This is a genomic window from Rhizobium sp. L43 (assembly GCF_002531725.1).
Classification (GTDB): Bacteria; Pseudomonadota; Alphaproteobacteria; order Rhizobiales; family Rhizobiaceae; genus Rhizobium.
The window spans coordinates 83541-96730 of the sequence record NZ_NWSQ01000020.1 but is presented as its reverse complement, the minus strand read 5'-3'; the positions used below and the strand labels follow the sequence as shown (position 1 = coordinate 96730).

At 62.8% G+C, this 13190-nt stretch carries 10 protein-coding genes; all 10 read right to left on the bottom strand.

From position 1 onward, the window contains the following. Positions 1 to 16: 16 nt before the first annotated feature. The 10 genes from ligA to aqpZ all read right to left on the bottom strand — a co-directional run bounded on the left by ligA (position 17) and on the right by aqpZ (position 13136). On the bottom strand, positions 17 to 2173 hold the full coding sequence (gene ligA / locus CO667_RS24620) for an NAD-dependent DNA ligase LigA (protein ID WP_097620907.1): 2157 nt from the start codon (positions 2171 to 2173) through the stop codon (positions 17 to 19). A 402-nt stretch (positions 2174 to 2575) separates the two neighbouring features. Further along, the gene (locus CO667_RS24610) at positions 2576 to 3103 is read right to left on the bottom strand and encodes a DUF6886 family protein (RefSeq protein ID WP_097620906.1); all 528 of its coding nucleotides are present in this window, start codon (positions 3101 to 3103) and stop codon (positions 2576 to 2578) included. A 77-nt stretch (positions 3104 to 3180) separates the two neighbouring features. Then, positions 3181 to 4854, bottom strand: coding sequence for a DNA repair protein RecN (recN, locus tag CO667_RS24605; RefSeq protein WP_097620905.1), 1674 nt, complete (start codon positions 4852 to 4854; stop codon positions 3181 to 3183). Between the two features lie 5 nt (positions 4855 to 4859). Next, complete coding sequence (locus tag CO667_RS24600) at positions 4860 to 5729, bottom strand: outer membrane protein assembly factor BamD (RefSeq protein ID WP_174824440.1); 870 nt, start codon at positions 5727 to 5729, stop codon at positions 4860 to 4862. A gap of 268 nt (positions 5730 to 5997) precedes the next feature. Next, the gene (gene lpxC / locus CO667_RS24595) at positions 5998 to 6954 is read right to left on the bottom strand and encodes a UDP-3-O-acyl-N-acetylglucosamine deacetylase (protein WP_097620904.1); all 957 of its coding nucleotides are present in this window, start codon (positions 6952 to 6954) and stop codon (positions 5998 to 6000) included. A 261-nt stretch (positions 6955 to 7215) separates the two neighbouring features. Beyond that, positions 7216 to 8946 (bottom strand): cell division protein FtsZ, encoded by a 1731-nt coding sequence (gene ftsZ, locus CO667_RS24590; RefSeq protein ID WP_097620903.1) that lies wholly within the window; start codon positions 8944 to 8946, stop codon positions 7216 to 7218. A 55-nt stretch (positions 8947 to 9001) separates the two neighbouring features. Continuing rightward, positions 9002 to 10333, bottom strand: a complete 1332-nt coding sequence (gene ftsA / locus CO667_RS24585) for a cell division protein FtsA (RefSeq protein WP_003565034.1) — start codon at positions 10331 to 10333, stop codon at positions 9002 to 9004. Then, a complete protein-coding gene (locus CO667_RS24580; protein ID WP_097620902.1) occupies positions 10330 to 11262 on the bottom strand; it encodes a cell division protein FtsQ/DivIB in 933 nt (310 codons plus the stop codon). The genes ftsA and CO667_RS24580 overlap by 4 nt, the downstream gene beginning before the upstream one ends. Next, positions 11250 to 12176 (bottom strand): D-alanine--D-alanine ligase, encoded by a 927-nt coding sequence (locus CO667_RS24575; protein WP_097620901.1) that lies wholly within the window; start codon positions 12174 to 12176, stop codon positions 11250 to 11252. Before CO667_RS24575 ends, CO667_RS24580 begins: the two co-directional genes overlap by 13 nt. Positions 12177 to 12449: 273 nt before the next feature. Next, the gene (gene aqpZ, locus CO667_RS24570; protein WP_097620900.1) at positions 12450 to 13136 is read right to left on the bottom strand and encodes an aquaporin Z; all 687 of its coding nucleotides are present in this window, start codon (positions 13134 to 13136) and stop codon (positions 12450 to 12452) included. Between the last annotated feature and the right edge of the window lie 54 nt (positions 13137 to 13190).

Here is a 13190-nt window from a genome sequence, read left to right as displayed (position 1 = left end):
GTCCGCCGTCACCCCCTCACCCGCTGATCAGCGCCAGCCACTCGTCCTCGTCCATCGTCTGCACGCCGAGCTCGCGCGCCTTGTCAAGCTTGGAGCCGGCGCCGGGGCCGGCGACGACGATGTCGGTCTTTTTCGAGACCGATCCCGCCACCTTGGCGCCGAGGCTTTCGGCCCTCGCCTTCGCCTCGTCGCGGGTGAATTTTTCCAGCGAGCCGGTGAACACCACGGTCTTGCCGGCGACCGGGCTGCCTGCCGTCACCGGCTGTTCGGCCTCCTCAGGCGTCACCTCGTCGATCAGGCGATTGATCACCTCGATATTGCGCGGTTCCTTGTAGAACTCGACCATGGCGCGCGCCACGACCTCGCCAATGCCCTCGATGGCGTTGAGATCGTTCCAGGCGTCGCCGGAAAGCGGTGCCGCCTCCTTCATGACAGTCGCGAAGGCTTCGTAGGTGCTGTAGGAGCGCGCCAAGAGCTTCGCCGTGCTCTCGCCGACATGGCGGATGCCGAGCGCATAGATGAAGCGGTGGAGCGCAATGCTGCGCCGTTCGTTGATCGCCGCATAAAGCTTGCCGACGCTGACCTTGCCGAAGCCGTCGATATTCTCCAGCTTGGTCAGCGATTGCTGCTGGCGCTTCTCCAGTGTGAAGATATCGGGCGCGGTGCGGATCTGCAGCGACGGATCCTCATTTTCGAAGAAGAAGTCGATCTGCTTCGAGCCCAGCCCTTCGATATCGAAGGCGTTGCGCGAGACGAAGTGCTTCAGATGCTCGGTCGCCTGCGCCCGGCAGATGAAGCCGCCGGTGCAGCGGCGCACCGAATCCATCTTCCCGGTCTTCTCGTTGACCTCGCGCACCGCATGCGAACCGCACACCGGGCAGGTCTTCGGAAACTCGTATGAGCCGGCGTCGGCGGCGCGTTTTTCCATCACCACATCGAGGATCTGCGGAATGACGTCGCCGGCGCGCTGGACGATGACGGTATCCCCTTCGCGGATATCGTGATCATCAGGCCGGATGCGCTCACCACTATTGCCGATGCCCTTGATGTAGTCCTCGTTATGCAGCGTCGCATTGGTGACGACGACGCCGCCGACCGTGATCGGCTTCAGCCGCGCCACCGGCGTCAGAGCGCCGGTGCGGCCGACCTGGATCTCGATCTTCTCGACTTCGGTAAAGGCCTGCTCGGCCGGAAACTTGTGCGCCGTCGCCCAGCGCGGCGAACGCGAGCGGAAGCCGAGACGAGCCTGCAGTTCGAGGCTGTCGACCTTATAGACGACGCCATCGATGTCGTAGTCGAGATCCGGACGCTCGAGGCCAATCTCATCGTAGTGCGCCAGGATGTCGGCAACCGAATTCAGCCGCTTCATCAGCGGATTGACCGGAAAACCCCAGTCTTTGAAGGTCTGCACCATGGCGAACTGCGTTTCGGCGGGCATGTCAGACATCTCGCCCCAGGCATAGGCGAAGAATTTCAGCTTGCGGCTCGCCGTCACCTTGGCGTCGAGCTGACGCAGCGATCCAGCCGCGGTGTTGCGCGGGTTGACATAGGTCTGCTTGCCTTCCGCCTCCATCTGCCGGTTCAGCGCCAGGAAGTCGCTCTTGGCCATATAGACCTCGCCGCGGATCTCGACGACGGCGGGAACGCCCTTCGGCAGTTGGTTGGGGATCTCGGCAATGGTGCGGATATTGGCAGTGACGTTTTCCCCCGTCGTGCCGTCACCGCGCGTCGCAGCCGTCATCAGCCTGCCGTTCTCGTAACGGATCGACATCGACAGACCGTCGATCTTCGGCTCGGCGGTAAAGGCGATCGACTGGTCCGGCAGGCGGCCGAGGAAGCGATAGACGCCGGCGACGAAATCCTGCACGTCTTCTTGCGAGAAAGTGTTGTCGAGCGACAGCATCGGCCGCGCATGAACGACTGGCGAGAAGGTGACGGAAGGCGCGGCCCCGACACGCCGTGACGGGCTGTCGTCACGGATCAGCTCGGGAAACCGCGCTTCCAGCGCATCGTTGCGGCGCTTCAGCGCGTCGTAATCGGCATCCGAAATCTCCGGCTGGTCCTTGCCGTGGTAGAGCGCATCATGATGCGCGATCTCCTTTGCCAGCCGTTCGAGTTCGGCGGCAACCTCTTCGATCGTCAACGTGTCGACGGCGGAACCTTCGGTGGACATGGAATAACACTCCAGAGAATCTGGCCAGAAATCTGGATTGGTTTTAGAGCAAAATTGCCGGATGAAAAGGGTGCTGGCGTACGTCGAGATCCTCTATTCCAGCCCCCGGCATTGCGCAGCCGGATGCCGCCGTCATATAGGCCGATCGCTACCCCCTGCCTTCATTCCTGTCCTCGGGCTTGACCCGAGGGATGTCACAGGAATCCAGCCACCGCGCGTCTGCGCGGTGAATGACTCCATAGACCTCGAAAAGAGTCTCCCGCGCCCAAAGACTTGGGCGCGCTGGATTCCTGTGACAAGCACAGGAATGAGGGAGAGTGAGGTAGCATTCGCTCCAAATTCTCTACTCTGGACTGCATTGACACGTCGAAGCATCGTACAGATCCATAGCATTGGATCGCTCTATTCCCAATCCCCAGCATTGCGCAGCCGAATACCGCTGACATGCAGGCCAGTGTCCCAAAAGCTCTTCAGCGGCCGAAGACTATCGACCACCCTGAGCTCCACCCCGCGCGGCGCAAACTCCCGGTCGAGCCGCGATATGGCGGTGCGCTCGGTCGGAACAACGCGTCCGCGGGCCACCCACATGCCCGCATCATCCAGATCCTCGAAATCCCCAGCCGGCAACTCGTAGCGATGGATCGTCTCCACCGAGAGCCTTTCCAACCAGTGACGCTCGATATAGGCAGCGGCCCGGCAACCGCCGAGCCAGCGCCGCCGCTCGGCCTCCGGCGTCTCGGATGTCGCCCAGATCAGGATCCGCGGGCAGTCGCGCGGAAAGAGATACATGAAGTCATGGTCGCCATCGATCGCCCAGACGAGCGGACCGTTCAGCCATTCCCGGCCCGTTGGGCGGATCGAGGGCACGCGAACCGGACGCGGTTCGAACACCGCAATATTGGGATCATCACTGAAATGGAAAAGGTGCATGGCAACGGATCGTCGCTGATCGGAATGTTACCGATAGCGCGAAGCGAGACGCTCGTCACCGCCGATGGTGCTGGAAATCAACCGTTGCCGGCCAGCAGCCGCTTCGCCGCCGCCCTCGCCTCTTCGGTCACCGAAGCGCCAGCCAGCATGCGGGCGATCTCTTCGGTGCGATCCGTGTGCGCCATCGTCGCCACGCGCGTGGCGATCTTTTCGGATCCCTCGGCCGCCGGTCCCTTGGATATCAACAGATGCGTCGCCGCCCTTGCCGCGACCTGCGGCGCATGCGTGACCGACAGCACCTGCACACGCTCGGACAGCCGTTTCAGCCGCTGGCCGATCGCATCGGCCACGGCACCGCCGACGCCGGTATCGATTTCGTCGAAGACGAGCGTGGGGGCCGATCCGCGATCGGCGAGCGCAACCTTCAGCGCCAGCAGGAAACGTGAGAGTTCGCCGCCGGAAGCGACCTTCATGATCGAGCCCGGCCGCGTGCCCGGATTGGTCTGGACATGGAACTCGACCACATCGATGCCTTCGGCCAGAGCCTCGTGTGCATCCGTGGTGATCTCGACCATGAAACGGGCGCGTTCGAGCTTCAGCGCCGGCAGCTCGGCCATGACGGCTGCGGCCAGTGCGGTGCCGGCGTGATGGCGCTTGTCGGAGAGCGCGCGCGCCGCCGCATCGTAATTTTCCCGCGCCAGGCCGACCTCTGCTTCAAGCCGCGCAAGCCGCTCCTCGCCCGCATCGAGATCGGCGAGATCGGCGATCATGCGGACGGCAAGCGCCGGCAGTTCGGTGACAGGCACGGAATATTTGCGCGAGGCGGCTCTGAGCGCAAAAAGCCGCTCCTCCACCCGCTCCAGTTCTCTCGGATCGTATTCGGTCTTGCGCAGCGCCGCCTCGACTTCCATCTGCGCGTTGGAAAGCTGGTCGAGCGCGGCGTCAAGCAGCGTCACAGTGTCTTCGAGCAGGCCCGGCGCCTCATGGCTCTTGCGCTCCAGCCGGCGCACCAGCGAGGCGATATGGGGCACCGGCGAGGCATTGCCGTTCAGGAATTCGGAGGCCTCGGCGATATCGCCGAGGATTCGCTCGGCCTTCATCATTTTCTGTCGGCGGTCGGCGAGTTCGTCCTCCTCGCCATCCTGCGGCGAGAGCTTCTGGAGCTCCTCGACGGAAGAGCGCAGGTAGTCGGCTTCGCGGGCAGCACTTTCCACCTTCTCGCGATGCTTCTTCAGCGTCCGCTCGCTGTCGCGCCACAGGCGATAAAGCCGGGAAACGTCCGAAACCTCGTCGGCAAGGCCGGCGAAGGCATCGAGCAGAGTGCGGTGGGCATTGGTGTCGACAAGGGCGCGATCGTCGTGCTGGCCGTGGATCTCGACCAGCATCTGGCCGGCCTGGCGCATCAGTTGCACGCTGACCGGCTGGTCGTTGACATAGGCCTTGGTGCGCCCATCCGCCGATTGCTGGCGGCGGAAGATCAGGTCGCCTTCGTCGTCAATGCCGTTTTCACGCAGGAGCGCGCGGGCGCCGTGGTCCATGCCGACGTCGAAGACCGCCGTCACCTGGCCCTTATCCTCGCCGTGGCGCACCAGGCCGCCGTCGCCGCGCCCGCCGAGCGCCAGCGACAGGCTGTCGAGCAGGATGGATTTGCCCGCCCCGGTCTCGCCCGTCAGCACGGAAAGTCCGGTCTCGAAGGCAAGATCCAGCCGCTCGATCAGGACGATATCGCGGATCGAAAGCTGGATCAGCATTGGACTTATGAACCGAGCAGGAGTTTCTTGCCTGCCGCAGCGATCCACGAGCCCTTGTTTTCCCGCGGCTCGGCGCCACCGGTCTGCAGCAGCTTGTAGGAATCGGCGTACCACTGGCTGTCGGGATAATTGTGACCGAGAACGGCAGCCGCCGTCTGCGCCTCGTCGACGATACCCATCGCGTAGTAGGCTTCGACGAGACGCGCCAAGGCTTCTTCGATCTGGTTCGTGTTCGGATATTTCTCGACGACGATGCGGAAGCGCGAGATCGCGGCGAGATATTCCTTCCGCTCCATGTAGTAGCGGCCGATCTGCATTTCCTTGCCGGCGAGCTGGTCGCGCGCGAAGCGGATCTTGGCCTGCGCGTCGTCAACATATTCGGAGTTCGGATAATTGTCGATGACGGCCTGCATCGCCTCGATCGTCTTGGCCGAGGCACGCTGGTCCTGCGTCACGTCGACGATCTGCTTGGAATAGGTGAGACCGATGAGATACTGCACATAGGCGGCATCCTGGGACTTCGGATATTGCGACATGTAGCGGTTGCCGGATGCAAGCGCATCGTCCAGGCGGCCCTGACGGTATTTGACGAAGGTGCTCATCACAAGCGCCTTGCGCGCCCATTCGGAGAACGGGTTCTCGCGGTCGATCGCGTCGAACTTGCGCGCTGCTTCCGCCATGTTGCCGGCCTTCATGTTGGCGAGGCCCTGGGTGTAGAGCACGTCAGGCGGATCGGTCTCGAGGCCGAGCTTGGTGATGTCGATATCAGGGTCCGACTGGCAACCGGAGATCGCGGCGCCTGCGCTGAGCACCAGAAGCGATGCGAACAAAGCACGCGCTGTCTTCATCATACCTTCAGATCCTGCATAACCCATTCGAAAGAACCCCACTGCCGCCGCTCGCTCCACGGCAGCCACGCCTCGCTGGCGTTTCTAGCCACAAATGTGCATCAAGAGCAACGCAATGATAAGGCATTAACGCATTTTTGTGGCAGCAGCCTCCAGAATGACCGGCTTTTCCTCTTCTCTCCAAACTGTGGCAGCTAAGCAACTGCAACAAAACACCGATCGCCGCAGCCTCGGGCCGACATAAAAAAACCGCCTCCGGGAAAGAGGCGGCCTGGTCTTGAGAATAGGCTGGAGGTCATGCCGACCAGGGAGCGAATTCCGAAGCGCTGACGGCGATCAGCTCGCGGGCAGCGACGCGCTGGCGCGGCGTCGACGTCTCCACGACCTCGTAGGCCGAGGGGTCGGCGAGCAGCGCCTTCAGCGCATTGGCATTCATCTTGTGGCCGCCGCGATACGAACGGTAGCAGCCGATGAACTGGGCGCCGGCAAGCGACAGATCGCCGACGGCATCGAGCGTCTTGTGGCGGACGAATTCGTCCTTGGCGTAACGCAGCCCCTCGATATTGATGACGGTGTTGTCGTCCGAGATGACGACGGAGTTTTCGAGCGAGGAGCCGAGCGCGTGGCCCGAGGCCCAAAGACGCTCGACATCGCGCATGAAGCCGAAGGTGCGGGCGCGGGAAAGCTCGGTCTTGAAGACGGAAGCGGTCAGGTCGCCGGCCCACTTCTGCCGGCCGATCAGCGGGCATTCGAAATCGATCTCGACCTCGAAGCGCGTGCCGTCATAGGGGCGGAATTCGCTCCAGGAGCCGCCGTGCTCGATTCGCACCGGCTTGGTGATGCGGATATAGCGGCGCTTGACGCCGAGCGAGACGAGACCGGCCTGCTCGATCGCTTCGACGAAGGGCAGCGAACTGCCGTCCATGATCGGCATTTCGGCGCCCTGCACCTCGATCACCACATTGTCGAGGCCGAGCGCATAGATGGCGGCCATGACATGTTCGATCGTCGCGACCGAATGAGCGGGCGAGAAGCCGAGCACGGTGCAGAGGTCGGTATTGCCGACCTGCGAAGAGACAGCCTTGAGTTCGGTGATGTCGCCATTGTCATGCAGGCGCTGGAAAACGACGCCGGTGTCCGATTCGGCCGGGTTCAGGGTGATCGAAACGACTGCGCCCGAATGAACTCCAGTTCCCGTGAGCGTCACGGGACGCGATACCGTCGTTTGAAAACCCAGCAAGCCAATTGCCATAAATTCTGCCTTTATTCTTCCGCACCGGCGGTCTGTCCGATCGGCACGGTCATCATTCATTCTGCACAAGGAGCCTGTCGAAGGGTCTGGTAGTGCAGTTTCCTTGCACCATACTTACGTGCGCCGGCGCTCCAATCCAAATCACTGTTTCTTTCGCTTTGTTACGAAGTCAGGCGTTTGAAATCGCTCGCGAATCGCAGGCTGAAAAACAGCAATGCCCGGGACCTTGATCCCGGGCATGAACGGTGCTGAAGCAGCCCCTCAATTCGACTGGCGGCGCAGGAATGCCGGGATTTCCAGCTGGTCGTCTTCCTGCGTCATCCGGGCCTGCGGAACCGCCCGGCCCTGGTCGTCGAGGTTGCCGCGACGCGGTGCGTAGAGGCTTGCCTCCGGCGACAGCGGACGGCGCTGCTGCGAAGCGGCCGGCGGTGCTGCCGTCATGTCGGCGGCAACCGCGTCGTCGTCGCGGCGGCCGAGCGAATTGGTGATTCGCTTCAGCAGGCCCATCGGACCGCGCTCTTCTGCCGCATGTGCGGAAGCCGCCTGCGTGCGGTGGTCGAGTTCGGCCTGGACGACCGGCGGGAAATCCTCAACCTTCGGCATGCGCATCGGTTCAGGCGCTTGGCGGATGATCGGCTCCTGCCGGACCGGCTGCTGCTGGACGGGCTGGCTTACGACCGGCTGGCTCATGACCGGCTGGCTCATAACGGGTGCCGGAGCCTGCTGCTGCACCTGAGGGCGCATGACCGGAGCTTCCGGTGCAGGCGCGAAGATCTTGCTCTGCGGACGGAAGGTTTCCTGCTGTGCCACCGGCTGCTGCAGTGGGGCGGCGGCACGCGGGGCCGGGATTTCGAGTTCGCGTTCCATCTCGGCTGCGCGGATGGTCTGCGCGATCGGATCCAAGGCCTTCGGTGCCTGCATCACGGGCGCAGGCTGAACTGCGGCCGCTGCCGGAGCAACAGCCGCGGAAGGGCGGATAGCAGGCTTTGCGGCCGGCTGGAAATTGCGCTCGGCGGCTTCGTTCATCGCCCGATCGATGCCGGTGGCGACGACCGAGACGCGAATGATGCCCTCAAGCGATTCGTCGAAGGTGGCGCCGAGGATGATGTTGGCGTCGGGATCGACTTCTTCGCGGATGCGGGTCGCAGCTTCGTCGACTTCGAAGAGGGTGAGGTCGCGACCGCCGGTGATCGAGATCAGCAGGCCTTGAGCGCCCTTCATCGAAGTTTCGTCGAGCAGCGGGTTGGCGATTGCAGCCTCGGCGGCCTGCAGCGCGCGGCCGGAGCCGGAGGCTTCGCCGGTGCCCATCATCGCACGGCCCATTTCACGCATCACCGAGCGGACGTCGGCGAAGTCGAGGTTGATGAGACCTTCCTTCACCATCAGGTCGGTGATGCAGGCAACGCCCGAATAGAGAACCTGGTCGGCCATCGCGAAGGCATCAGCGAAGGTCGTCTTGTCGTTGGCAATGCGGAAGAGGTTCTGGTTCGGAATGACGATCAGCGTATCGACAGACTTCTGCAGTTCCTGGATGCCCATCTCGGCCAGGCGCATGCGGCGCCCGCCTTCGAAATGGAACGGCTTGGTGACGACGCCGACCGTCAGAATGCCCTTGTTGCGGGCGGCCTGCGCGACGACGGGCGCAGCGCCGGTGCCGGTGCCGCCGCCCATGCCGGCGGTGACGAAGCACATATGCGTGCCGTTCAGGTGATCGACGATCTCATCGATGCACTCTTCGGCTGCCGCGCGGCCGACTTCCGGCTGCGAACCTGCGCCGAGGCCTTCGGTGACATTGACGCCGAGCTGGATGATGCGCTCGGCCTTCGTCATCGTCAGCGCCTGCGCATCCGTGTTGGCGACGACGAAGTCGACGCCCTGGAGACCGGCGGTGATCATGTTGTTGACGGCGTTGCCGCCACCGCCGCCAACGCCGAATACGGTGATGCGCGGCTTCAGCTCTGTGATGTCAGGCTTTTGCAGCTTGATGGTCATGGTACCTGTTCCTTCTCTCTCTGGCCGCATCGCCACGCCGGCCAATCACTCAATTTCAGAAGCTTTCCTTCAGCCACTGGCCCATCCGGGCTATGCGGCTGTTATTTCCTCCAAGCGACATGAGCAGACCGCTCTGTGACGCATGTGTCTCCATGTCCGCGACCTGCGGATAGATCATCAGGCCGACGGCCGTCGAAAAGGCCGGGCCCTTGGCCGCCGTCGGCAATCCCGAGACGCCCATCGGGCGGCCGATGCGGACGTTGCGGGCAAGGATGCGGCGCGCCACATCGGCAAGGCCGGTCAGCTGGCTGGCGCCGCCGGTCAGCACGACGCGCTTGCCGACGATCGGGCTGAAGCCGGAGCGCTGGATGCGGTCGCGGATCAGTTCCATCGTCTCTTCGATTCGGGCCGAAACGATGCGCGAAACCAGCGCTCGCGGCACCTGCGACGGCTGGTCGCGATCATCCTCGCCGATCGGCGGGATCGAAATCAGTTCGCGCTCGTCGGAGGAATTCGAAAGCGCCGTCGCATGCACGACCTTCAGCCGCTCGGCATCCTCGATGCGGGTCGAAAGGCCGCGCGCCAGATCCGTGGTCACGTGATGGCCGCCGAGGCCGACGGCGTCGGTATGAACGAGCTTACCTTCGGCAAAGACCGAGATCGTCGTCGTGCCGCCGCCCATGTCGATCGCCGCGCAGCCGAGCTCGACCTCGTCGTCGACGAGAGCCGCAAGACCGGATGCATAGGGCGTCGCAACGATTCCCTCGACCGACAGATGCGCGCGGTTGACGCTGAGTTCGAGGTTTTTCAGCGCCGAGCGCTCTGCGGTGACGACATGCATATCGACGCCGAGCGCATCGCCGTACATTGCCAGCGGATCGCGGATGCCGCGCTCGCCGTCGAGCGAGAAACCGGTCGCCAGCGAATGCAGCACCGAACGGTCTTGGCGCAGCGACTGCTGACAGGCTGCCGACAGCACCTTCTTGAGATCGTTGAGCTCGACTTCCTGGCCGCCGAGATCGATCGTCGCAGTGTAGATGTCGCTGCCGAGACGGCCGGCCGTCAGATTGACGATCAGGCTCTCGACGGTCAGCCCCGCCATGCGCTCGGCCGCGTCGACGGCCAGCCGAATGACGCCTTCCAGCGCGTCGAGATCGGCAATGACGCCGGTCTTGATGCCGCGGGATCGCTGGTGGCCGATACCGATGATCTCGATATTATGCGTGCGGCCCGGCAGGATCTGGCTTTCCTCGCGCGGCGTCAGCCGGCCGATCATGCAGACGACCTTGGTCGAGCCGATGTCGAGCACCGAAACGACATGCGACCGCTTCGACGAAAGCGGCTTCAGGCGCGGCAATCCGAAATGGGATGAACCGAACAAGCTCATATATTCTGCCCCGCCTTCTTCAATTCCTTGGTACGCTCCGTCACAGCCGTCTGCCGGCGAACCGCCGCCTCCGGCGTCAGCTGGATCGCGGTTCTGTCGGCCAGCCTGAGATCGACCGCAGCAATGTCCCGCTCCAGGAGCTGGTGCTCCTTGTCGAACTTCGAAAGTGTCGCCAGCGCATGGTCGATACCGTCTTCCGGCAGCTTGACGACGACGCCGTTATCCATGTGCAGGTCCCATCGGCGGCCGGATATCCAGACATAGGCCTTCACGCGGGCCTTCACGTCGGGCCACTTCGAGAAGGCGTCGTCGAGTGACGCCGCCGCCGTTTCCGCATCACGGCCGACAACCAGCGGCAGCGCCGAAAACTTATTGTCGCGCAGCGGCGCAATGACGCTGCCGTTCTTTTCGATCAGCGAAAGCTCCTGCCCGTGCTGCCATATGGCATAGGCCTGACGCTCCTTGAGCTTCACCTCGATCGTCTTCGGATAGACCTTGCGGACCTCGACGCTTTCGACCCAGGGGAGATGCGCGATCTTCCGGCGAGCGGCATCGACATCGAGGGCGACCAGCGAGGTCGTGCCATCGAGGCCGATCAGCTGCAGGATTTCAATTTCGGAGGTCTCCGAATTGCCGGAGACCTTCACGTCCTCGATCGCAAAGCCCGCCGCCGTCGTCGTCGCCTGCGCGACGGCTTCCGTGTGGCCGCCGAGCGACATGCCGTAAAGCCCCGTCGCGACCAGGAAGGCAAGCGCCGAAACCGTGCCCGTATGGGCGGGGATGTAGATGCGGCCGCTGCCGAGGCTAATCAGGAAGCGGGTAACGCGGCGCAGCGGACGCGGCAGCACGAACCGCTCTTCGGCTTCCATCATCGGAAGCGCGGCATGATGGCTGGGACGCCCTATCTTCTTGACCGTCAACGCAAACAAGACGCGTCCTCCACCATCCACCGGAGAAATTCACCAAAGGAATAACCGGCATGACCGGCCATTTCGGGCACAAGCGAGGTTGGAGTCATGCCCGGCTGGGTATTGACCTCCAGCCAGATGATTTCGCCGTCTTCGGAGAAACGATCGTCGTAACGAAAGTCGGACCGACTGACGCCGCGACAACCGATTGCCTGATGCGCCCTTAGGGCCAATGTTTGTATTTTTTGGTAAATATTCGGTGAAATTTTCGCCGGGATGACGTGTTTTGAACCGCCTGCCGCATACTTGGAGTCGTAATCATAAAAATTGTGGCCCTGCGGCACCACCTCGGTGACGCCGAGCGCGGTCTCGCCCATGACGCCGCAGGTGAGTTCGCGGCCGTAGACATAGCGCTCGACCAGCACCTCCTCGCCGTAATGCCACTCGGGCGAGCTCACGACCTGCGGCGGATGCGCCTGATCTTCCGTGACGATGACGACGCCGAAGCTCGAGCCCTCACGCACCGGCTTCACCACATAGGGCGGCTTCATCGGATGCGTCGAGGGAAAAGCGAAACGATTGATGACTTGTGATTCGGCGACCGGAATGCCGGCAGCGGCAGCAACGAGCTTCGCCTTGTCCTTATCCATCGCCAGCGCCGAGGCGAGCACGCCTGAATGCGTATAGGGGATTTCGAGATATTCGAGGATGCCCTGGATTGTGCCATCCTCGCCGAAGGGCCCATGAAGGGCATTGAAGACCACATCGGGCTTCAGCGCCGCGAGCCTCTCGGAAACATCGCGCGCCACGTCGATGCACGTCACTTCGAAGCCTTCAGCTTCGAGGGCCTGTGCGCAAGCCTTTCCCGAGGAAAGGCTGACCGGCCGTTCCGAGGAAAATCCGCCCATCAGGACAGCGACATGCTTGCGACTCATCAACACCCCCCAAAAATAACTTCCATTCTCGAAATCGACGCTTGCGCGAAGCTGTCGTCGCCGTTTCAGGCCTTTGTCCGACCTGGGTGCAGTAGAGCATCATTATGGTTAATGAAGTGTTTACTTTCGTTAACTTCCTCTTGGCGCGCCCTTAATTTTTTAACTTTCGCTTCTGCGGACTGCCGGGGCGAAGGCGCCTGCCGATCCATTGACGCAGAAAAGCCCGCGCGGAAAAACCACGCGGGCTCAATGGGATAGGTCGATGTCTTGCAGTCAGTCGGCGTCGTCGAGGAACTTCCACACGAGCCCGCCGAGCGCCCCGCCCGCAAGCGGTGCAATCCAGAACAGCCAGAGCTGCTGCAGCGCCCAGCCGCCGACCAAAAGCGCCTGGCCGGTGGAACGCGCCGGATTGACCGAGGTATTCGTCACAGGAATGGAAATGAGATGGATCAGCGTCAGCCCGAGGCCGATCGCAAGCGGCGCGAAGCCGGCAGGCACCCGGCTGCCGGTCGATCCCAGGATGATGATCAGGAAGAACATGGTCAGCAGCACTTCGATCAGCAGTGCCGAAAGCAGCGAATAACCGCCCGGTGAATGATCGCCATAGCCGTTGGCGGCAAAGCCGCCGAGTTCGAAACCCGCCTTGCCGCTGGCAATGAGATAGAGCAGCGCGGCCGCGGCGATGGCGCCGACGACCTGGACGACGATATAGGGAACGAGGCGCGCCGCGGGAAACCGTCCGGCAACCGTCAGGCCGAGGGAGACGGCCGGGTTGAAATGACCGCCCGAAATGCCGCCCACGGCATAGGCCATGGTGAGCACGGTCAGGCCGAACGCAAAGGCCACACCCGTAAATCCTATCCCAAGCTCGGGATAGGCAGCCGCGAGCACGGCACTGCCGCATCCGCCGAAGACCAGCCAGAATGTGCCGAGAAATTCGGCGACAAGGCTCTTTTGCATGCGCAGTCCCTCCACTTCAACCAGAAAGTTTATGATGAATCTGCTGCAATTCGA